Annotated in this window: 17 protein-coding genes and 1 pseudogene; 8 read left to right on the top strand and 10 right to left on the bottom strand. The window is 29.2% G+C overall.

Translation table 4 applies throughout. From position 1 onward, the window contains the following. Positions 1-149: 149 nt before the first annotated feature. From MBVG596_RS01995 to MBVG596_RS01970, 6 genes and pseudogenes are all read left to right on the top strand, one after another. Positions 150-746, top strand: a complete 597-nt coding sequence (locus tag MBVG596_RS01995) for a hypothetical protein (protein ID WP_096386487.1) — start codon at positions 150-152, stop codon at positions 744-746. Positions 747-991: 245 nt separating this feature from the next. Beyond that, positions 992-1,201: a hypothetical protein gene (locus MBVG596_RS01990; protein WP_096386484.1), complete on the top strand. Its 210-nt coding sequence runs from the start codon at positions 992-994 to the stop codon at positions 1,199-1,201. A gap of 14 nt (positions 1,202-1,215) precedes the next feature. Continuing rightward, a complete protein-coding gene (locus tag MBVG596_RS01985; RefSeq protein ID WP_096386479.1) occupies positions 1,216-1,947 on the top strand; it encodes a 2-oxo acid dehydrogenase subunit E2 in 732 nt (243 codons plus the stop codon). A gap of 1 nt (position 1,948) precedes the next feature. Next, positions 1,949-2,179: pseudogene (locus MBVG596_RS01980) on the top strand (biotin/lipoyl-containing protein); the annotation flags it as partial. Between the two features lie 101 nt (positions 2,180-2,280). Continuing rightward, positions 2,281-10,266: an FtsX-like permease family protein gene (locus tag MBVG596_RS01975; protein WP_096386476.1), complete on the top strand. Its 7,986-nt coding sequence runs from the start codon at positions 2,281-2,283 to the stop codon at positions 10,264-10,266. Further along, positions 10,266-11,216: an ABC transporter ATP-binding protein gene (locus MBVG596_RS01970; RefSeq protein ID WP_096386471.1), complete on the top strand. Its 951-nt coding sequence runs from the start codon at positions 10,266-10,268 to the stop codon at positions 11,214-11,216. Before MBVG596_RS01975 ends, MBVG596_RS01970 begins: the two co-directional genes overlap by 1 nt. Positions 11,217-11,228: 12 nt before the next feature. On the opposite strand, the gene MBVG596_RS01965 is transcribed toward MBVG596_RS01970, so the two are convergent. From MBVG596_RS01965 to mnmG, 9 genes are all read right to left on the bottom strand, one after another. Continuing rightward, entirely contained in the window at positions 11,229-11,663 is a 435-nt protein-coding gene (locus MBVG596_RS01965; protein ID WP_096386466.1) for a hypothetical protein, read from the bottom strand. After that, positions 11,656-12,516 carry a ribosome biogenesis GTPase YlqF gene (ylqF, locus tag MBVG596_RS01960; RefSeq protein ID WP_096386461.1) on the bottom strand — a complete coding sequence of 287 codons (861 nt, stop codon included), beginning with the start codon at positions 12,514-12,516 and terminating at the stop codon, positions 11,656-11,658. Before ylqF ends, MBVG596_RS01965 begins: the two co-directional genes overlap by 8 nt. Continuing rightward, complete coding sequence (locus MBVG596_RS01955) at positions 12,516-12,755, bottom strand: MAG0865 family DivIVA-related protein (protein ID WP_096386456.1); 240 nt, start codon at positions 12,753-12,755, stop codon at positions 12,516-12,518. Before MBVG596_RS01955 ends, ylqF begins: the two co-directional genes overlap by 1 nt. Continuing rightward, positions 12,745-13,467, bottom strand: coding sequence for a TrmH family RNA methyltransferase (locus MBVG596_RS01950; RefSeq protein ID WP_096386452.1), 723 nt, complete (start codon positions 13,465-13,467; stop codon positions 12,745-12,747). Before MBVG596_RS01950 ends, MBVG596_RS01955 begins: the two co-directional genes overlap by 11 nt. Further along, the gene (locus MBVG596_RS01945) at positions 13,460-13,981 is read right to left on the bottom strand and encodes a tRNA (cytidine(34)-2'-O)-methyltransferase (RefSeq protein ID WP_096386448.1); all 522 of its coding nucleotides are present in this window, start codon (positions 13,979-13,981) and stop codon (positions 13,460-13,462) included. The genes MBVG596_RS01950 and MBVG596_RS01945 overlap by 8 nt, the downstream gene beginning before the upstream one ends. An 81-nt stretch (positions 13,982-14,062) precedes the next feature. Further along, on the bottom strand, positions 14,063-15,529 hold the full coding sequence (gene tig, locus MBVG596_RS01940; RefSeq protein WP_096386443.1) for a trigger factor: 1,467 nt from the start codon (positions 15,527-15,529) through the stop codon (positions 14,063-14,065). A gap of 94 nt (positions 15,530-15,623) precedes the next feature. Then, on the bottom strand, positions 15,624-16,874 hold the full coding sequence (locus MBVG596_RS01935; protein ID WP_096386438.1) for an HAD family acid phosphatase: 1,251 nt from the start codon (positions 16,872-16,874) through the stop codon (positions 15,624-15,626). A gap of 97 nt (positions 16,875-16,971) precedes the next feature. Next, the gene (locus MBVG596_RS01930; protein WP_096386434.1) at positions 16,972-17,418 is read right to left on the bottom strand and encodes a 23S rRNA (pseudouridine(1915)-N(3))-methyltransferase RlmH; all 447 of its coding nucleotides are present in this window, start codon (positions 17,416-17,418) and stop codon (positions 16,972-16,974) included. Beyond that, positions 17,405-19,237 (bottom strand): tRNA uridine-5-carboxymethylaminomethyl(34) synthesis enzyme MnmG, encoded by a 1,833-nt coding sequence (gene mnmG, locus MBVG596_RS01925; RefSeq protein WP_096386429.1) that lies wholly within the window; start codon positions 19,235-19,237, stop codon positions 17,405-17,407. The genes MBVG596_RS01930 and mnmG overlap by 14 nt, the downstream gene beginning before the upstream one ends. Before the next feature lie 59 nt (positions 19,238-19,296). Between mnmG and MBVG596_RS01920 the strand changes: the two genes are divergently transcribed. After that, positions 19,297-20,121 carry a Cof-type HAD-IIB family hydrolase gene (locus MBVG596_RS01920; RefSeq protein ID WP_096386424.1) on the top strand — a complete coding sequence of 275 codons (825 nt, stop codon included), beginning with the start codon at positions 19,297-19,299 and terminating at the stop codon, positions 20,119-20,121. Between the two features lie 96 nt (positions 20,122-20,217). Here MBVG596_RS01920 and MBVG596_RS01915 read toward each other — a convergent pair whose 3' ends face one another. After that, entirely contained in the window at positions 20,218-22,287 is a 2,070-nt protein-coding gene (locus MBVG596_RS01915; RefSeq protein WP_096386419.1) for a bifunctional metallophosphatase/5'-nucleotidase, read from the bottom strand. 349 nt (positions 22,288-22,636) lie between these two features. Between MBVG596_RS01915 and MBVG596_RS01910 the strand changes: the two genes are divergently transcribed. Then, entirely contained in the window at positions 22,637-23,926 is a 1,290-nt protein-coding gene (locus tag MBVG596_RS01910; protein ID WP_096386414.1) for a BMP family ABC transporter substrate-binding protein, read from the top strand.

Genomic DNA, 23,926 nt, shown 5'->3' with positions numbered 1-23,926 from the left:
ATAAAAAAACTTGAAAAGATTATCAACCACTTAGTTACATTAAAAATGAAAAATCTAGTGAAATTTCTTCCAATGTTATTTCACTTGATAATTTCTTTCAAAATGAGTTTAATATTGAGCATCATTCGAACATATTCTATCAAGAGCCCTTGAATTATAAAGAAACAAAATATAAAATGCAATCTTATGGTGATTTTGTGCTCAGTCATAAAAAAAGACCGCCGGTTATTAATGATAATTATGGTCAAATAAATTCTGGCAGAATAGGCAATAAGTATTGAATAGATAACAATTTTCACAGTATTTACTGAGATAAATACACAGTGTATAATGATTTCTACATCACAGATGTTAAAAAGTATAAAGATAGTATAAAAATTTGATCAAGTAGTACCTTTGATAATGATTACAATTATTCATATTCAATTAAAGATTTGGGTTCTGATGATGAATTTATTTTAAAACAAATTACTATTCGAAGAGACTTGAAATTGATGCCTTTTGGTCAATTTGTTAAGATATATAATAGAAAAAAACCAGCCCAAAATAACAACAAACAATTTCAAATAAACTATTTAAAAAATGATAAACAAGAAGGAAAAAGAAATATATATTTCATTGTTTCTCAAAACGAAAGCCATATTAATTTTGTTGCTGAGGAGATAAAACCAAAAGAACTAATAAATTTAGCTCGACACTATTATGGCTCTAATAATGATGGCAAGGACATATTTATTTATATTTAAAATCGATAGATAAAAGCACTTATATTAAAAGGGCTTTTTTTCTTTTTCAATTGAAAAATGAATAGATAGGTGCAAAATGAAATCGTTTTCATTTTTATAAATATGAAATTAATTCTTTTTAATTTTATATTATAATTAAGAAAGCAATTTTATTATTTAATATTCGGATGCATACGATGTTAAGTTAAATAATAATTGCTAAATAAATTCGAATTTAGATTAAAAAAACATAGGAGGCTAGCATTATGTCAAATCAAAACGAAGAAAAAAAACAAGAAAGTGCGCCAGCAGTTGTTGGTCTAATTAAAGTTTCAGATGAATTACTAGATCTTTCATCATTTAAAAAACCTACAAAAAAAACAGAACCTGTTGCGGACGTTGTTAAAAAAGATGGTGAACTTACACCACGTGAAAAAGCTATCTTAGAAAGATTAAAAGCTAAAGCTGAAAAATAATTGAAGGAATAAATATGGCAGAAATTATTCAACCAAAAGCATTGGAAGCTAAAACCGAAAAAATAGCCCCAATTCGTAAAGCTATAGCAAAAAACCTAAAACAAGTAATGGATTCAATCGCTTACGTATCATTAACACGTAAAGGCGATGTGTCTAATTTATGAGATTATCGTAAAGCTAATTTAGCTAGTGTTCAAGAAAAACATGGTGTTAAATTAACATTTTTATCTTGAATTATTAAAGCTACAGCAATCGCATTGACTGAATTTCCAGCTTTTTTAGGAAATTGAAATGCAGAAACTGGTGAAGTTACATACCCAGATACTGTAAACATTAATATTGCAGTGGATACACCGTTTGGTCTTGTTGTGCCAGTTATTCGTGAAACTGAAAAATTAAGTATTGTTGAAATACAAAAAGAAATTATTCGTGTTGCGGATTTAGCACAAAATAGAAAACTTACAATGAAAGATATGGCTGGCGGCCACTTTACAATTACAAACGTTGGTTCAGTAGGAGCAATGTTTGGTAATCCAATTCCAAACTTAGGACAAGTTGGAATTGTAGCAGTTGGAACAATTGCTGATGAAGTTAAAGTTAATAAAGATGGCACTTTTGCGCCAACAAAACAACTTTACACTACTATAGCCGCTGATCACCGTTGAGTTGATGGTGCAGATATGGCTCGTTTAAATAATAGAATTTTAGAATTACTGGAAAAACCAGAATTGTTAGGAGAATTATAATATGTTTAGAATGAAATTTACAGACATTGGTGAAGGTCTACACGAAGGAAAAGTAGCAGAAGTTTTCGTTAAAGTTGGAGACGCTGTTAAAGAAGGTGATGTATTATTCTCAGTTGAAACTGACAAAATGACATCAGACATTCCTGCACCTACAACAGGTACAGTTGCCGAAGTTCTAATTGAACCAGGTCAAGAAATTACTGTTGGTGATGAAATTTTTGTAATTAACGAACAATAATTTCGTCTTAAACTAGCCCATTTTCGGGGTTAGTTTTTTTGTTTTCTTATAAAAAATTAAATTTATAATTTAATACATAATTTATAAGAGGCCTAATGTGAAGATTATTTAAAGAAGTATTAAGATCGCTTAGAAAGAATAAAGTAGTTGTTATTGGGCTAAGTATATTAGTTTTTTTAACTTCTGCTATATTTACACTATTATCAAGTGTTAAAAATGTTATTTCTGGCGGGTTTGATAATTACAAGAACGTTTCAAAATTGCACGATGTTAGTGTTGATTTAAATTTGCCTAATCAAGGTTCTCCGTATAATCAAGGTTATTATATAAATGGCGAAACAAGTGAAACACTTGCAAAAGATAAAAAGACTTCATATTCGCCAATCATTTATCAAGTTGATGAATCTTCTTTTAATAAATATAAAGAAATTTTCAATGAATATAGATTCAAAGAATTCAATGACCTTGATTCTTCTTTGATTAATTCATACATAAAAATCAATGAATTAGGAATAAATGATCCAAAATATTTAGACTTGTTTGTAAAAAAAGACGATTTACTTAAATTGTATTCAGTTTATAAAGCCGAACAACAAAATCACAAAGAACAGACAATAAATTTCGATTTAAAATTTGTTGAGAACTTTAATTTTTCAACACAAAAACCTCTTAAATGACAACTTTACAAATTTGATGGAAAAAACTATCAACCTGCTCAAGATAAAATTGATGTAAATGTTAACGAAAAATTTAAAACACAAAATAATATAAAACTTGGTGATATTTTAACTATTACAAACATTGACAATGTTAGTTATTTTTCTCAAATATCGAATCTTTATGCAAATATTAAACATAACACAATAACTTCAGACTATAAAATTGGTCAATTTTGAATTAATAACGACGAAGGCATAGTAATTAATGCAAATAAAATAATAAGTGCTTTAGGTCTAAAAAGAGCATCTTCTAACCCACACGATGCTCAATATTATTCATACGTAATTGGGGACAAAGACAAATTTTTATCCCTAGTTGATGTTGAAAATATTCAACAAATTAATGAAAAAACCTCATTAAAAAACGAGTTTGAATTTAAACAAATTTTCAATGAAAATTTCTCAAAAAGCTTTAATTCGTACATAAATCTTGAAGCAAACAAAAAGTATAATATTTCTCCTTCTTGAGTATCAAAAACTACTTTAAAAACAGTATTTTTACGCGACAACTATTACACAAGTTTTGTCGAAGGATTCGGTAAAGAAAAGTGAACCGGTGCATTTAAAACATATATGGATTCGCTTGGAAAAATTAATGTTGCAAACAGAAATGAAGTTTGGGATGAACTAGAAACATTTGATTATTGAAGAAAGAATAAAATTGTAATATTAAAACCATATAAAAGAACTGCTGATGGCAAGTGAGAAATTGACGAAAATCAGTACAAAACCAAAACAATTAGTCTGCCACTTAGTTCAAATTTTGATTTTGCAGATTTAAAAACCATCAAATTATGAACAGATGACTCAAGAGTAAGACCGGACGGAAATAAATATAAAATCGACAAGAATAATTCGCAAAATATTATTGATATTTATTCAACTAACTTATATGATAGAGTAGCTAAAAAATTCAATAATTTAGATGATATTAATAAATTGCAATATCTTTCGAATGAAAATATTTTAAATGAAAGATATTCAATAATAAATTCAAGGGCTTATGAATCAACCAAATCGGTTATTGTTGATAAAATACTAGCGAAAGTTGGCGAAGAAAATGTTGGTATAAGACAAACAATAACTGTTAACGCAGTTGATGAAAAAACAAATCAACAAAATGTATATCATTTTATCAATGCTGGAAATAATGCACACACAATTTCTGGAATTAAAATGAATGTGGGGGAGCTATATAATGAAAAAACTCACCCAACTTCACTGACAACTTTGAGTAATGAAGATAAACAAATATACAATTCAACTCAATTAAACTCATACATTTCTTCATTGTTAATTAATTCTATTTTTAAAAATTTATATCCTGACCCCAACTTCATCAATCCTATATATGAGTTTAAAAATGTTATAGATTTTAATCCCGAAACAAACAAAACACAAACATTTTTGAATAAAAAGATTGTTAAATTGGCAAACTATAGTAATGATGATAAGTTGCATAGTAATGAGCAAACAAATTATGGTGTTATTGGCTTTGCAAACAAGTTCAAGATGGTTGAAAAAGTAGATGAAAATAACTACAACGTTAAATATTTCAATAAAATGCCTGTTGAAGGAATGGATTTTGGAACATTAAATAATTTCTTGAAAAATAATAAATTAACTATCGCACTTAAATATATAAAAACAGATGGTGAGGGTTGAGTTACATCAAGCAAAGAATTTAATAACATCAAGTATATTCCAATTAAATATTTATCACCAAAAGCAGAGCTAATGCAAGATATTTTAGCTAACGGTAGAATTGACGCGCTAGCAAATTCTATTGAGAAATATTTATTAACATCGGAACTTTTAAATAAATCATTTTTAACAAATGAGCAAATATTGGAAATTACCGATATACTGAAAATTGTATTGAATAAGCATAATTTTGCATCTGTTTTTGCAAGCGGAAAATTAAATCAAGGCATCATGCCAGAATTAATTTTTGACTTATTATATGAATTATCGCACCATAAAAAAGGTAATTTACTGAAGTTAATTTTAGACAATGTACTGAACCAAGCTTTGATTTCTGTTAAAAGAAACGGGTCTCTTGAAGAGCAAAAACAAAATCTAGTAATTGAGGTTAAAAATCTTTTTACAGTTCTAAAAGAAGCAATAAATATTGATTTAGGTAAGTTTATTTCACCAAAAACACTCGTTTATTCTTCAAAAAATCCAGTAATTTTTTCCGAATCTCTTGTTGAATTAATAAATTCGATCGATTTTAAAAAACTTTCAGAAAAAGCAAGAGTGTTTTTTGAACAAACAAATAATAAAACTAAACTACACCCCGAAAATAAACAGCCTTACATTCATAAGTTAAGTAGTGGTGATGTTATTAAATGAATTTTCGAATCAATTGACCAAAAACAATTTAAAAATTCAATTGCCGGATTAATTAATAATCTTGATATGAGATATATTTTTGACATAAGAAATAGTGATTCAATCATATTTAAATTAGTGTCGCAATTTGTTCCTTCTCTATCCGATGGGCTTGAAAAAGTAATAAGTAAAATTGACCAAAATAAAGATAATGAATTCATAAACGTCAAAAATGGATTAATTAATATTATAAATAGCGTTGACTTTGAAATCCTTTCTGCTGAATTAAATAAATACCAAGTTGAAAAATTTATAGAATACACTGACAACTATTTCGATGTTGAAACTAATAAACAAGTTTCAAAAAAACATAATATTGTTTTAAACCAAATTTCAGCAAAAAATGGTATTTTAGCATTTATAAAATCGCTATTTTACGCCCCTGGTTCAAATAGAACGTTTAAAAATAATCTAATTGAGATGTTCAATCTTTCATCAAGTGTTGAAGTAAAAACAACACAAAATGGTTCAAAAGTATTTGTTCCTAAAACCGACAATGATAAGTTATCATTCCTTGATTTTCTATCAATATTTAGTGGACTAAATAATTCAAGCAGTTCGACAGTGTTTAAAAACTATATTTATGAACAACTTTTATTGAACATTAAAGATAAAATTTCAAAAAGTGATAAAACGATTAATTTTGATTTACTAAATAACGAAGAGACTCGTTTTATAAAAGAATTCGGAATTTTTAATGATAAAAATACCATTCAAGACGCTTTAAATAAAGTAGATAATTTAATTGCCTTTATTAAGCAAACAAAAGGTGGTTCGAATTCGTTTGTCGAGCCTAAAAACAAAACAGGTGCCGACCTTTTAGGTGATTTAATTCGCTTCAATGATGGTAACACTACTTGACAATTATTAAAACAACTAATTTCTTTAAACGCCGGTTTTGACATTCAAAATGATTATTCAGTTTCTGCGCAAGCGTTTGATATTTTTACTCCTTGATTGCAAATATTTTTAAATAAGGATGTAAACGAATCCGAAACCAATAAATTTATTAAAGATTTATTAAATTTTGCTATATCACCATCAATTTTGCAACATATGCAAACTAAATCAAGAGGTGATAACATTCCATTTGTCAATAATAACGACTACTATATAACCGATGCGCTTTCAAACCCAAATAACAACACATTATTTAATGCTGACGAAAACAACAAATTTTTAAACAAAGATGTTGAAAATTTAGCAGAAAATAACCCAAAATTTAGAAATTGAATTTTAAATAATAAACTACTTTTAATCAATCAATTGGCTATGATTGCGTCGAGTCATAAATTCAGCGCAAATCAGCAATACCCACAAGGAATTTACTATGCTATTGTTAAACAATTTGTTGATAATTACTTGTCAAAACCCGAGTTTTATTCAATAGCACCAATTGCCTTCAATTTAGCCTCTAAAATTGTTGTGAATATTCCTGTTGAAATTTTTGGTATTAATAAAATTTTAATTAATCCAATATTAAGATTTATATTTCCTGAAGTTGCTCTTACTTATTTAGCTTCGCAAAGAGAAAATGAAAGTTTGATTAATGGAAACCTTGCTTACTTGGTTTTAAATAGAACTGTTGATTTTGAGTTATTGGCAAATGAGAATACTAATGAGTTTAAATTGCTTTCAAATTATCTTGATTTAGCTCTATCTGATAAAGACACATCGCTTATTCCATTAAACTTGGACAAAACTAAGAATTTAGTTATGGATGGTCCAGCTATTGAAAATATAAAGGAAAAATCATTGAAAATTCCTAGGGTTTTTGGTATTAATTTATTAAAAATTATTCCCGATATACTGCAAAATATAGTTGAACCAACTGAATTAAAAGAAATTGTATTTAATAGTTCATCAAGTTATGTAGCTAAAGCGAATTATGCTTATTTAATTAAAAATAACAAAGAAATTTTCAATGGAGAAATACCTAGTGATCCATTGAAAATTGATGATTTTATAAACAATTTAGATGAAAAATATTTATTAAATGTCAATGGAATAAAATTTGTAATTGTTGGTCAAGATATAACTGTGGATTACATGTATCCTGTTGTGGATGAAAACAATTTACAAGTGAATACGTCAAATCAAGCGCTTGTTTATGTGAATAATTCTGGCTTTGACAGAATTAAATTAGCATACGCCGGAAATGTTGTTAAGGAAGCACTTTTAGTTAAAAATTCTACTAAACTAAGTAATAATGAATTAAAAGCTCAACTAACGAATATTGTTGATAAATCAATTAGCGATTCAAACAAATTACAAAGAGTATTTTTAAGTACAGAAATTGACCCAATTAACCCTGAACGAGCGCTAAGACTTAATACTGTTGAATCAATAATTAAGTTAATATCAGTGGCAACAACTGCGTTGATTACTGGTTTATCTATTGTTGTTGGTGTTGCAATTATTTTTGTTGTAAAAAGATACATTTCAAACAAAAATAAAGTTATAGGCATTTTAGTTTCGCAAGGTTATAGTGTTTCGCAAATTGCGCTTTCATTAACTATATTTGCTTTGGTTACATCAATTATTGGTGGAGTATTGGGATATGTAATTGGAAATAGGCTCCAATTAACGCTGTTGAGTGTGTTTTCTAATTACTGGACAATGCCAAAAGAAACAATTAATTTTGACTGAATAGCAATGATTTTTACAGTCTTTGTTCCTTTTATTTCAATGAGCATATTAATTTATATTGTTGCGCTTGTTTCACTAAGATACAAACCAGTAGAATTAATGTCAAATCAAGTTGAGCTTCCTAAATCAAAAATAATTCACAATTATCATAAATTTACAAAACGCGCTAATGTTAAATCAAGATTTTCAACAGTGCTGGCACTTGGAAATATTTGAAAACTTATTGCATTCTCAACAAGTGTGGCACTAACAAGTTCAGCTACAATATTTGGTATTGCTACAAGCAATGTGTTTAAAACAACTGTTTCAGACACATACAAAAATAGAAACTATTCATTCAAAATAGATTTAGAATCGCCAACTATTGAAGGTGGTTTATACACAACTTATCAACCAGAAAATCTTTACAAAAACTTATATACTCCGATCGGGGATTCAATAGAGTCTCAACGTGAATTAAATGATTTCTTTAAACCCGGATATTCAAATGTAGTCAATAAAAATGGTCTTAATGGAATTAAAAATGACACAGATTCATATTATGATTCGCATATCTTGACACAATTTTCTGCATCAATAAAAGTTGATGCTGGGGTCTCGGTTGACCCTTGACAAGTCGCATACAATTCAATGCCTGACTCACAAAAAGCAAAAATTGATAAAGATAGAGACCGTGTTGGTGTTCTACTTGAAAGAACCCAAATTGAGAACACAAAAAATAAATGAGATATTAATCCAATTACAAAATATGTCTCATTAAAAGATGAAAAAGACAATAACTTAGACTTTTTCAAATATTATCGTTCACCATTTGAAAAACAAGGTAAATTTGTTTATGCGAAATGAAACGGCACCGAGTACGAAATGCGTTCAGTAACTACTGAACAAAAAATGCGTGAATTATATAGAAAATTCCTATTAAATGGTTATAAAGCATTGCAAAATCGAATCAATTTGGAAACAAAAAATCCAGATTTAATTAAACGCCCTTCGACGAATTCAATTGAAAAATCAATTCAATACAATTATTGACTCGAAGATGCTGGGGAATTATATGGCCCAACAATTAATGATTATTTCATTAGTTTTGGCGGGGTTTATTTCAACGAAAATCATGACGAAGTTTATTCATATATTAAATCTAATTACAAAGGCAAAGATATTAAGGTATATGGATATAAACGTGATAGCAATTTTGTTAAATTGTTAAATGATAAAGGGCAAAATTTATATGAATCATTGTATAACTTCAACAATGAGCAACTAAGCCCATTAGTTATTAACAAAGTAGCAGCAGATAACTATAATTTAAATCTAAATGATGTTATTGAAATCCAAATAAACAACCATATTGATAGATATCACAATGAAATACTAAAACAAATAGGCGAAAAACCAATAAAACATAAAGCTAGATTTAAAATTGTTGGTATTAATCCAACGTATGTTAATAATGAATTTATAACAACTATTGATGCTGCAAATAAATTAATAGGTTTAGACAAGTTTTCTAATGGCAATAATACACCGTTTAATGGTATTTTAACAAATAATGCCAACCCATTACAAGTAACTGGATCTACTGGATTGTATTCAAGAAGCGGCTACTGGTCAAGTATAGATACTTTTAACACTGGTGCACAATCAATTGAAACTACAAAATCAATGTTTGATCAAATATTCAATCCTAAAAATGGTGTTTTATCAAGAACACTAAACCAAGATCAAATAATGAAGTTCTTAGATCCTACAAAAGATAAATTTGACGAAAATGCCTATAAATCAATTCGTGAGCAACCACAACAAGCAATTAGCAAGTTTGCTAATATATATGAAAATAAAGTTTATATTGCGCTTTCAAGTGCTATTGATTCTAAGGAAATTGAATCAGGATTCATCGGTCAAATTAGCAATACAATTCAAACAATAACTATTTCAATTATTGTTCTAAGCTTCAATGTTTCGCTAATTATTTTGATTATTATGTCAACAATAATAATTAGCGAAAATCAAAAAAATATTGCAATTTGGTCAATATTGGGCTATAAAAATAGAGAAAAATTGAAAATGTTCTTCCTTGTTTATATTCCATTTATTGTTGTTGCGATATTAATTTCAATTCCAATTTCAATTGCTATTATGGCTTCATTCAAGGCTGCATTACTAAGTTTTTCTGGTGTGGCACTTAACCTAGTTTTAAAACCAATTTATGTTTTATTAACTACTTTAATAATGTTATTAATATTCTTTGTTACTTCGTTTATTACTTGAATTAGTGTAAATAAAATGAAGCCAGTTGACTTGCTGAAAGGAAAATAATGAACAAAAAAAGAAAATTAAATGATGAAGACAAGCAATTTAATGATTTGCAGTCTTTAACTTCAATTGTTACATTAGAGACCAAAATTACAAAAAACAATGTTTTGGATGTTTTTGAAAAATCTGGCAAAAGAAATATTACTGCTCCTTGAAGTGCTTATTCATATATTCGCAGAATTGGCAGAAGAAAACGAAAAAAAGATGGCAACGAAAATTTAACTAATTCAACTGGCAACATTATTGAAGTTCAAAATGTAACCAAAATTTATTCAACTGGCAATGTGTTAACAAAAGTTTTAAACAACATAAACCTTGAAATTAAAGCTGGGGAAATTGTTTTAATTTTAGGGATTAGTGGTGGGGGTAAATCTACATTGCTTAACTTAATTTCAGGATTAGATAGGCCAACTAAAGGCAACATTATTGTTGCAAACAAAAATTTACCCTACATGTCAGATCGTGAAATTACTAAACTTAGACGCGATAAGGTAAGTTTTATATTCCAAAATTACAATTTATTGGAAAATTTGAATGCTTTTGATAATGTGATGACTGGAGCATGACTTCAAAAAGATTTATCAAGAAGACTGGATTTAACCGATTTATTCAAAGAGTATGGAATGAGTGATGAGATTAACAAGTTTCCAACTGAAATGTCAGGTGGTCAGCAGCAAAGAGTATCAATAATGAGAGCTTTATCAAAAAATGCTGAAATTATTTTTGCTGATGAACCAACCGGCGCACTTGATGAGCAAACAACCAGAATTGTTTTAAATTCTCTTTACAAAGCAAATCGCGATTGAAAAACAACAGTGATTATGGTTAGTCACAACCCAGCAATGTCTGCAATGTGTCATAAAGTTGTGCATATTGAAAAAGGTAATATAGTTCGGATTGATATTAATGAAAATCCGTTGCATCCAGACCAAATAGGCTTATATAACGAATAAAAAACAACACCCTTAATTTTCTGGGGTGTTGTTTTCATTTTGTTCTGGTTCAAAAGGCATTAAATACTTGCTTGGTTTTGCCACAAAACCAAATTGAATTCAAGTTTTAAGTCTTTTGTTAATAGTTTTTTCGTCTGCTTGTTTTTCAAATGCTTTAAGTACACTAATTAATAATATCGATTTAATTAAAAAGTAAAATGTAGCAATAGATAAAAGTGAAAATGAGACAATTGATAGGATTTTTACTCATTCAGCAAGGGTTTGCGATTTATTTGTAACTCAGCCATAAATAAGTGCTCCGGCAGTAAATATGGCAATTAATAAAATAAATATGCAAGATTGAAGAGTCATCATATTTCTTTGGCGTAAATGGTCGCCCCGGTATTCAATGACTTGTTTTCAAGCCATTATTTTATCATCTAATATTTGGTTGTGTTTTTTAGTCATAGGTAACTCCTTTAAGTTCTTTTATTCAATTTAAAAATGTTGTGTATGCTCGATTAAGGTCGATTTTAGAGTTATTTTTAAAATTTTTTAAAACAGCAATATTATTAAATATATTATACTTTGTTATTTCATCTAAATTTTCGTATTGTTTAATATTTATATTGAAATTCGTAAAAAATTTATCTGGATAATAAGCATGAATTACTTCAATAAATGAGTTGGCAAGAAATTGAATAGGAAAGATTTTAGTTTCAATTGAACCAATCATTGCTAATTTGGTGGCAGCTAGTTGGTCTTCTTGTTTTGGTAATAAAATACCAGGTGTATCCATAAAAAAGAAATTATCAATTGCAACTCATTGTTTTGAGCGAGTTACACCTGGATAATTTGCTACTTTTAATGTTTTTTTCTGACTAATTAAATTAATAAGAGTGCTCTTGCCGGCATTAGGTATACCCACAACAAATGCCTTAATTTTTGGGTTAAGAAGCCCTTTTGCTTTATCTTTTTTAACCTTGTCTAATGTTAATTTTTCAATATTTTTGATAATTATATTGCGCGATGATTGCTTTCGTAAATCAAGTCATAGAACCTTCGATCCTTTGAATCGCTTTTCTATCATTTCTTTTTTTGAAGTATCCATTAAATCTGATTTTGTAATAACAAATAATCTAGGTTTGCTTGGTGCTATTGAATCAAAATCTTCATTGTAACTACTAATAGGGCAACGAGCGTCTAAAACAACAACGAAAATGTCTGCTAAAATTGCATTTTCCTTAATTTCTTTCATTCCTTTTGCCATATGGCCAGGATATCAATTAATTAAGTTTTGGTGTTCTTTATCAAAATTCATTAATTTTCCTTATTGTTCAAACTTCTAATGAACTCATTTTTTGATTTTTCAGCTTTTAGTTGTTCATTTTCGTCAATAATTTTTTTAATCGATTGAGTTAAATTTTCGTTTTTGTTTGTCAATTCATCAACTAATAGAACAAAATCATTGATTAAATTTTCAACTTCAGTGCAACTATAACCATTTAATTCCCTTGATAATTCCTTAAATTCCTGGATTAATTTATTTTTATCATTCATTTTTACCTCTTGCTTTATTTAATATTATACCCGTTGCAACAGATACATTCAAACTTTCAAAATCAATAGGAATATGAATTTTACTTGTCGCATATTTATAAAGATTTTTATCAACCCCATGACCTTCATTGCCAATTACAATAACTTTCTTTTCGGGGTAATTTATTGTATTAAAATCTTTTGAATCAGTATCTAATGAGGTTATATAAATAGGATAATTTTTTACTAATTCTTTAATAAATGATTCAGATTTGTTAATTTTAACAATTTTAATTTTAAATATTGCCCCTTGAGTTGAACGAATAATTTTAGGATTATAAACATTAACGTTTGTGTAAATGGTATCATAACCAAAAGCTACTGCTGTTCTAATTATTGTTCCAATATTTCCAGGATCTTGAACATTATCGCAAAAAACTATGTTCTTTGATTCTTTATTTATTTGAGGCTTTTGACACAGTGCCACAAATCCCTCGGGATGGGCTGTTGTTGTAATTGATTTCAAAACATTATCTGTGATTTTAATTGAATTTTGATAGCAATTTGAATTATCTAATTCAAAAATTTGAATAATTTTAATGTTATTTTTTATTGCTTCATTAATTATATTTTTGCCCTCAATGACAAACAAATTCTCATCGCCTTTATTGATAATTTTTTTAACTTGTTTTATTGTTTCGTTATTGACGCTTGATATTGATTTTTTATTCATTTAAGTAAAATTTACCTTTCTGAGATTCAAAGTAACTAAGACCCTCAAAATCAAGTTGTCTCATTATCTCAAAACCAATTATTGAAACACAGTTTGCTAAATTTAAACTCCTCATAGCTGATACCATTGGAATTCTTAAACAATTGGATATGTTTGATGAAAGAATTTGTTTATCAATACCTGTTGATTCACGACCAAACATGACCCAAATTTCGCGATCTTGCATTGCCACATTTTTGTAATCTGGTTCAACATATGACTTTTGCCCATATCTTGTTATATAAAAAATATTTTTTGATGAGTATTTTTTGTAAAAACCATCATAGGATGCATGTATTTCATGTTGAATATCACTTAAAAGTCTACCTGCTGCTGGTCTACTTAATCATTTTGGCAACAATTCAAAACCGATAGGTTTAATAATATGTAATTTTGCTCCTAAAGCATAACAAGTTCTAATGATATTTCCGGTATTTGGGCAAATTTCGGGTTGATACAAAACAATGTGAAGCATGTTCCTCCTATTTAATATGTATATTTTAACAAATACGCGAAAATGTATATAAAACATCGCAAGTTTATGCGATGTTAGGGATTATTTTTTGTCTTTTTTCTTAGCTGCTTTTTCGATTTCTTTTTCTTTTTCTAGTTTTAGCTCTTCAGCTCTTTTGTTTCATTCAATTGAAATTCTAGTTGCGTTAGTTTCAAGTTCTTTTTGAAGTTTTTCTAGTTTTTCTCCAGATTTTTCATCTTGTGATTTTACAAATGCAACAAATGCACGTTTTTCAAGAATACGCTCTGTAATTTGTCTTTTATTGTTTTCATCTTGCATGAAGAAACCGGTTAAGAAACTTGTTGGTAAACCTGATGACATTGATGTAATAGCTGCTCATTGTTCAATTTCTTCTTTTGAAACTTCTTTGCTTTCAACAACTGATTTCAATAAGTGTTGTGCAACCAAGGTAAATGAAATGCTTTGTTTTTCTTCTTTAAATACTAATTCATTAAATTCTTTTTCATTTTTGTCTAGGATTTTTAGATAGTCTTCAAATTTAATGCCTTGTTGTTTTAATTGTTGAATAACTTGTTTACGTTTTTCTTCAACTTGGTGGTGAACGAATATTTCATTGATGTTAATTTCGTTGTTTTTTAATACTTCATTTGCGAATTCTTCAATGTATTTATTTAATGAAATTTCAATTTCGTTGTTTGTAATTACTCATTTGATAACATCTTTAGCTTCTTCAATTGTTTTTGCTTGTCCGGCACGAAGTACAAAAATATTGTCTTCAGTAAGTTTTGTTTCTTCCGGTCTTTTAGCTGCTACGATTTCAACTTCAAAAGTTGCTTTTTGGCCCGCTAATTTGTCAACAGGGTATTTTTCTGGGAATGTTACAACTACTTCGCCTTTATAGCCAACTTTTTTATCTACAAGTTGGTCTTCAAAAGTATCAATAAAAGTTTTTGAACCAAGTTTTAATTCAAAGCCTTCTGCTTGCCCGCCATCAAAAGGTTCATTGTTTACAAAACCTTTGTAATTTAAAGTAACAGTGTCACCAAATTTTGTTTTTTGTGTTGCTTTTAAAGGTGTTTGTAGTGAAGTTTCTTTTAATTTTTCATCAATGTATTCTTCAACATCTTTTTCAGTAACTTTTGGTAATTCAAATTTAACTTTAACGCCATCAAGTTTAATTTTTGATAAATCAACATCAAGTGGATAGGCAACTTCAAACACAACTTTTTCATCTGTTATTTCAATAACATTGATATTTGGTTGAGTAGCAATCACTCTGTCATTTTCTTTTTTTAGTTCTTCAAAAATATCTTTTAGGTTAGTTGATAGATATGAATTTAATGCATTTTCAAAAGCTTGTGGTTTTGAAATGTATTTTTTAGCAATGTCAGCAGGGACTTTACCTTTTCTAAAACCATCTATTTTTAAGTTTTTAACTAAATTTTGTAAGGCTTTTTCATGTAATTTTGATCATTGTTCGTCTTTTAATTCAATTGTTTTTCTTATTTCGACTTTTTTCTCGTCGATAACAATGTTTTTCTTAGCCATATAATCTCCTTATTTAATCTCAATAATAATATAATTGTATTATAAATTAAATTTATATTAATAAAAACAAAAGGGACGAGCATCCCTTTGATTGTTATTTATTATCTTGCGAAGTATTTCTAACTTCTTCCAATGCTTTTCAAACATCTTCAAATGATTCATAATCATGTGCTCAACCACCATACATTGCATTGCCCGGAACTTGAACGTTAAATTGATGTCATGATAATTTTTCTATTTTAACATTTTCAGAACTATCGTGTGTTGCTGTGCCAGTTACTTTTATACCTGTTGCACCTTCAATTTTTGTGAATAGATCATTAATTTCTGTCTTTTTAGCAAATTTAATATTTTCGCCTGATTTTGCGTATTTGTATGCATCATCGAAGAAATCGTTAAAATCATCTCCAATTTTCATTATTACTTTTGTAACAACTTTGTCGCCTGATCCATCTTGAGAAACACTGAAATTTCAACCATTTGGATTGTCGCTTACCGCATTCATTCTTGCATTTTTTGATGGTGCTTTTGATCCTGAAGGAAGTTTATCTACACCTAATTCTAGCGCGGTTTTTCAAGGTGTTGGATCATATGTTTTGTCATCTTTCATTGGAACAACACCCCTTGTTCAGAACATTCAATCGTGTACGAATTGCTTTTTAACACCTACTTTGATTAAGTTTTTCTTGATGCCGTCAACAGAAGCTCTAAGTTGTCTAATGTTTGAGTTAAAAAGCACAATTCCACCATTTTCAAACACATGATTGATGAAATCTACTGCACCAGGAACCGCTTTTCTGTTTCCTTTTTGGTCAATATTTTCCTTGAAATCTCTACTGTATTTTCCATTGTTTATAATAACATTTGAAGCTTGAGTATATTCGTTAACAAGAACAGTTTCGTCAATATCCATAAATACAACAGGGATTGCTTTTTCACTGTCAGGGTTTGAAACTTTACCAGAAGTTTTATCCACTTTGTTATAGTCCATTTTATCATTATCGGCTTTTTTCTTTAGGTTATCAAAAGCTGCTTTTGCCAATGTATAAGCTTGCAGAGCCGCTGCTCTTTGTTCTGCAGATTTTACATAGAATAGAATTGCACCGGCAATATGTGGACCATCATTAAGTTGGGCAATAAGTTTTGCTTTATCAGTGTTACTTAGCTTTAACTTACTAATTAAAGTTACTTTTTGAGGGGTAGTTAAAGAATCGACTTCTTTTGCTAATTGATTTCTTTTTTCTGCATTATTTAATGTTTTTGAATCATTTTTACAACTTGCAACTATAGAAGAAACACCAATAATTGGCGCTATACTTGCAATTAATTTGAACTTTTTATTCATTATTCTCCTTATTAGTACTAATTTAATTTTACTATTTAGTTCGCTAAATAAAACAAATTAAAAACCCTAAACTATTCCATTTAGGGTCAATATGTCTTTATTTATGATATTTTTTGTTATTTAATATTGAAGCTGCTCGATAAATTTGTTCACTTAGCATAACTCTAAACAGTTGGTGCGGAAAAGTAAGTTTAGAAAAACATCAATTAAAATTTGATTTTATTTCGCTTTCGATTACACCATCTGAGCCGCCAATGATAAAGGTTATATCTTGTTGATTGTCAATTATTTTGCTTAGTTCAATTGAGTCAATATTTTTTCCTCTTAAACTACATAAAATTACAAATGAATTTTTTGGTATTGCGTCAATAATTAATTTTGTTTCTTTTTGTTTCTTGGTTTCAATGTTTTTTTCTTCACTAAATTCTTTTACTTCTACAATTGAAAATGAATAGAAATGGGAAATTCGTTTAGCATAAGAATTGAATAATTCTTTGAACTCTGGAGATAAATTTCCAACGGAAATTATCTTAATTTTTTTCATTGTGTTTGCTTTCGATATGAAACATCAACATTTGGATATCAGCAGGATTAATGCCGCTGATTCTTGAAGCTTGACCAATTGTTGTTGGTTTGATTTGTATTAATTTTTGTTTAGCTTCCGTTGCAATATTTTTGACTAATTCATAGTCAATATCATTTGGTATTTTTAAATTTTCAAGGCGAACCATTTTGGCAGCATCATTTTTTTGTTTTTCAATATAACCATGCAATCTAACCATAATAGTTAGTTCTCGCTTATACTCAAAATCAGGAATTACATCATCTACTTCAACGTCGGGTCTTGATAAAATTTTTAGTAATGATGGTCCATCAAAAACATTATATTTAGTAGCTAATTCAGACTTACTTGAAACATGGTTGTTTGCTAAATATTCGATTTTATTGTCAATTTGTTTGTATTTTTCAATAACTTTGTCATATTGTTCTTGTGTTAATGTTCCGGCATAAAGTCCATATTCGGCCAATCTTATATCTGCATTATCGTTTCTTAATAAAAGGCGATATTCTGCTCGAGAAGTTAGCATTCTGTATGGTTCTTTTGTTCCTTTTGTTACCAAATCATCAATCAATACACCAAGATAACCATGGTTTCTCAATATGACCATAGGTTCTTTGTTTAAAATTTTTAATCCTGCATTAATGCCTGCTACAAGTCCCTGTCCAGCAGCTTCTTCATAACCACTGGTACCATTAATTTGTCCAGCAGTAAATAAATTCTCAATAATTTTGGTTTCTAGAGAGGGTTTTAGTTGTAAAGGGTCAATTGCATCATATTCAATTGCATATCCTCATTTTTGTACTCGTGCATTTTTTAATCCTGGAATTGTCCTAATTAATTGATCCTGAACGTCGATTGGTAATGAAGTAGAAAGGCCATTTACATATGTAATAGTTCCATCTGCTGTTTCTGGTTCAAAAAAGACTTGATGGCGAGGTTTTGATGCAAATTTAACTATCTTATCTTCAATTGACGGGCAATATCTTGGACCTATACCTTCAATTAATCCAGAATACATCGCACTTTTGTGTAGATTTTGATTGATAATTTCGTGAGTTTGCGGTGTCGTGTAAGTTAAATGGCAAGCAACTTGAGCAGGAATATCGACATTTGAGCGACTTGAAAAACTTAAATTTATATCATCAAGTACTTCTTGTTCAACTTCTGAATAGTCAATTGAATCAGATCAAATTCTTGGGGGTGTTCCTGTTTTTAGTCTTTGCAATGAAAAACCGTGTTTTAAAAGCGACTCACTCAATGTTTTTGTTGTTTTTTCGTTATCCGGACCACTAAAAATAGCATCAGAGCCTCTTAGTATTCTTGAATCCATATAAGTCCCAGTTGTTACAACACAAACCTTTGCAAATATTGTTTGTTTATCATCAAGAATTACACCTTTAAAAACGCCATTTTCTGCAATAATTTCTTCAACACCTGCTTGATAAAAGTCCAAATTAGGTTGATTATCAACATATTCATTGATAATTTGTGAATATTTTTCCTTATCAATTTGTGCTCTAAGTGCTCAAACTGCTGGTCCTTTTGATTGATTTAACATTTTCAATTGAATAGTAGCAAGGTCGGCTCACAGACCTTGCATTCCGCCAAGTGCATCAATTTCTCTAGTTATTATTCCCTTTGCAGGACCGCCGATTGAAGGGTTGCAAGGCATCATTCCTAATCTACTTTTATTGAATGAAATGAGCAAAGTTTTGTGTTTTTGGTGAGCTAAAGCAAATGCAGCTTCTAAACCCGCATGTCCTCCACCAATCACAATTGCATCATAAGTCTTATTATTCATGAATAATATTTTAATACAAAAGATTAATATTAATTATTTAATTTTGGTATAACTATATTATGAAAAAACGTTTAATTCAAGCTTATTTTATTGATCTAGATGGCACAATGTTGGATGCTGGCGAAGATAATGGTTTTATGTCTGCTGAAAACATTGAATTTTTAAAAGAATTACAGAAAACTACTCCAGTTATTCCTTCGACTGGGAGAAGACCAAAAGGCGCGGTTCCTCAGATAATGAAATTGATTAATGCGCCATATGCAGTTTGTTCGACAGGTTCAGTTGTTGCAGATCCTAACGGTGAAATTATCCATAGTGTTAATATAAAAAATGAGACTAAAAATAAGTTGCTTAAATTATTCATGGATACTAAATTAAATATAATAATTAATGGTGCAGACACAATTTATCATTTTGGCGAATTCAATTGAAATAAAAGGGATTGAGTAAAAAGATTTGAGAAAAAAAGCTATCAAGAAATAGATAAAAATCAAGATATCAGACAATTTTTGATTTTTGGTTTAGGTCTAGAAGAAACATCAAATTTTGAAAAATATTTAAATGATAATTACCCCGAATTAGCAACTCATGTTGTTTCTAGAGGATATTCAATTGAGGTGACTGATAAGTCTGCTACAAAAGGTTCTGCAAATAAATATGTTGCTGAACTTTTAGGTTTAGATATTAAAAAATGTGCTCATATTGGTGATTCAAAAAATGATTTGTTAGCATTGCCTTATGTTGGTTATCTAGTTGCAATGGGTAATGCTGAGGCAGAAATTAAGCAAGCGGCAAGTTTTATTGGTGAAGATTACACTAATGGTGGTCTAGCAAGAACCATACAAAAATTCGAAAAATTTATTGAAAAAACTATTGAAAATTAGTCAATGAATTGATACAAAAAATAACGAATTCAATTTAAATTTATTGATTTTCGTTATTTTTTATTATTTAATTATTTTGAATTTAATGCCTAAAAATTATTGTGCAGAGTTAGTTGTTGTAGCAGTGGGAGCTTTATGATTTACAACAACATTTTTTGGCAGTTTTTCTTGATTGTAGAAATCAATTTGTGTATCACCAAATGGATTATTCTCGGTTGCTTTAAAATCTGTCTTTGTGATATGTTGGCCGTATTTAATTAGTTCTTGAAGCATGTCTGAACCTTCGAAAATTAATTTGACTGAACCATCAGTGATTTTTGCATAATTTAACATGTTGTATTCATCACCACCAACAAGAATATAATCATCGGTAACTAGGTAATATGTTGCGCTTTTATCAATCGCTTTATCATTAATTTTTATCGACTCTTCGACGGGTTTGTATATTTTATCCGTTGGATCAAAATTAATATTTAATTTAACATTTTTTGATCATTGAGCAAAACCACCAGAAAATATTTTTTTAGCGCCGTGCGCAATAACTTCAATTAATTTATCACCTTTTAATTCAACAGCCGCTATACGGTTGCCATAAGGAGACACGGCAAACATGTTACCACGCGTTATTGGCCCTTTAACTAGGTTTTCACGGATGCTACCCCCGCCTACAAATGCGATTGTGTTATCTAAATTATATTTTTGCCCATCAGCTGTTGATTTGTCGCTAATAAACGATCAACCAAGCGCATCTGCAACAAACATACCTAGGTTTGTTTGTTTTTGTCTACCAAGAGCTGATGATTTATTTGCTTCTTCAACTTTGTGAGAAGTTGTATGAATAAAATCAATAGGATTATCGAATACTTTAACACCATTAATTTTTTCAAATTCTGCTTTTAACTTAGTTATTTTTCCATCAATTATTTTATTGTTATTTACTGCTCCACCTAGAAGTTCAGTTTCTTCCATTGTTCTAAGTTGCTGAGTTATTTTTGTAATTTTATTAGTCTCTGTATCAATATAAAGATCTAATTCACTTAAATATTTTGTATATGAATCGGCTTGAGTTAGTATTGTATTGTTTATTTTTTCGGCTTTAACCAATGTGTGTGAGTGTCCATCAAGAACTAAATCAACACCTTCAACATTATTTGCAAAAGTACGTGAATCTCATTCTTTATTTTGTCTATCAACACCTAAGTGAGTTAATGCTATAACAATATTTACACCTTTGTCTCTTAATTCTTTTGCGTATTTTGTACCTTCTTGTACTGGATCTTTAAAAGTAACATGTACTGAGTTTTTAGGGCTTGAAGTTCAAGCGGTATCAGGTGTAGTTATGCCCATAATTCCAACTTTGATTCCGGAAGTCAGTTCTTTAATTATGTAAGGTTTGAATACCAATTCATCTGCAACTGCATCTTTACCATTTAGGTCTTTAGCCTTGTCAGTTACTGCTTTTTGGTTTCAAACAATGTTAGCTGATAGAAATGGCATATTCGGTGTTTTCTTTTGAATTTCGAATAGATGCGTTAAACCATAGTCAAATTCATGGTTACCAACAGCCACTGCATTATAGTTCATTAAAGCAGCAATTTCTGAGATAGTAACTCCTTTATCTGAGTCTGATAAAGGTTGGCCTTGAATTAAGTCGCCCGCAGATAATAATAAGTCTCTTGAAAAATTCGAACCCAATATTTCTGCATGCCCTTGCATTCCTGAATATTTATTATATTTACCATTATCGAAAACCAAGCGACCATGTTCATCATTTGTATGAATTAATTTAACTAGTCTAGTTTTGTGGTCTTTTAAATTTCTAAGTTTTAAATAGTTATCATCAACATTTTTTCTTAGCGCTTGTAATTCAATTGTTTTTTCTTTAACTCAAGCATCTTTTTCAGCGGTTAGTTGTTGTGTTTGTTCTTCTGTATTTCCGCGTTTTTGAATATTTTTGTATTTTTCTTCAAGTTCTTTTTTGTATTTTGCAATTGTATCATTAAACAATTTGTAGTGTTTTTCATATTCGGCAAGTTGAACTTCAAATTGAATTTTGCTTTCTGTATCTTTATCTTTTTGTTTGGTGTTTGTACAGCTTATAGCAATAGTTGGCAGCACTGTAAGAGCTGCAACTGGCATCAAATTTAAAAATAATTTTTTCTTCATTTAATCTCCTATTTTGTCTATATAAAAATTATAAACAAATATTTATCTAATAATTTAATTGTGGCTATAGTGATTGAATTTTTATTATGTTTATTGGTAATTTATGGAAACTAGTTTAATCTAATTTTGTTGTATTTTTTTAAAGAATAAAATTTAATTAAATAAATAATTTTGAATTACATTTTTCCGTATAAAAACATTTTACAATTGATTTGGTAAAAATAAGAATATTCACTATGTTTAGTTGGCAATATATAAATTAATAAAATATTAATATTTAATATATAATTTGATTGTAAATTTACATATATTCCGTTTGTGTATGTAAAAATTTAAAAAAGGAGATATTTTGAAACGTAAATTTTTACTATCTATTAGTGCAATTTCTGCACTAAGTGCAATGCCTTTAATGGCTGCGGCGTGTGGTAATAAAAAATACTCACACCCAAAACAACCAAGTCAATCAGTTGTTAATATTAAATTTAACGACAGTTTTAAATTGACAGAAGAACAAATCAAAAAAGCCCCTAAAATCGTTATGATTAACGATGGGGGGGATTTAAACGATAAATCATTCAACCAATCGGCTTGAGAAGGTTTATTAAATTTTGCAGATCTACAAAATAAATTCCCATATTCACAGTTCGATGTTATCGAGGTTAAGAACTCACAATTTGCGCAAGCTTATCAAACAGCTTTAGAAGGCAAGTATCAAATTTGAATAGCTCCAGGATATTTACACGGAGATCACATTGGTACTTTTGTTAAAGCTAATGAAGCTAAAATTAAAGAAAATAAAGTTGTAATTATTGGAGCAGATTATACTTCAGAGTTATCAGGTCACGGAATTTACCAACATTTCAAAACCAAAGAAGCTGCATTCATGGCGGGATATGCTGCAGGTATGTTCCTTTCAAATGAAACAGATCCAAAAAACAGAACAGTTTCTAGTTTTGGGGGTGGTATATTCCCAGGTGTAACTGACTTTATTGAAGGTTTTTATAAAGGTATCCTATGGTGAAATAATCAACAAACCGATGAAAATAAAAAAGTTCACACTCTTACAGATACAGTAGATTTATCTTCTGGATTTGAAATTACACCTAAGATGAATTCAACTATCGATAGTGTATTGGCATTAAATCCAAAAATGGTTCTTCCAGTAGCTGGGCCTGCTACAAACGTTTTAATTAATAATGAAAGATCAAAAGATAAATATATTGTTGGTGTTGACACTGACCAATCTCTTTCAGCCCCTAAAAATAAAGAATGATTCTTTACTTCAATTCTAAAAAGTATTGGACAATCTACATACGATACAGTTGGTAGATTAGCTTCAACACAAGACTTAGCATCTGAGAGCGATAAATTAGGCAAGTTTGAATTAGATAAAAAAGATGGTAATCAAGTAGGTGGATATAATGAAAACTGAGTTGATGTTGCACCTACAAGCATAACTGACCCAGCTAAAAGACAACTTGCTGTTGCAGCGCTTCAAAAAGGTAAAGAAGTGTTTAAAAAATTAACACCAGAAGAAAAAGACTATCTTGCTTCAAAAAGAGCTCTTAAAGATGGTACAGAATATAATACTGAACAAGAACGTCTAAATGCTCTTTCAAAAGAATTGATGAAAAAATAA

The organism is Mycoplasmopsis bovigenitalium (assembly GCF_002356075.1).
Classification (GTDB): domain Bacteria; phylum Bacillota_I; class Bacilli_A; order Mycoplasmatales; family Metamycoplasmataceae; genus Mycoplasmopsis; species Mycoplasmopsis bovigenitalium_A.
Note: the sequence above shows the minus strand (reverse complement) of the source record. Positions and strands in the feature narration are given on the sequence as shown.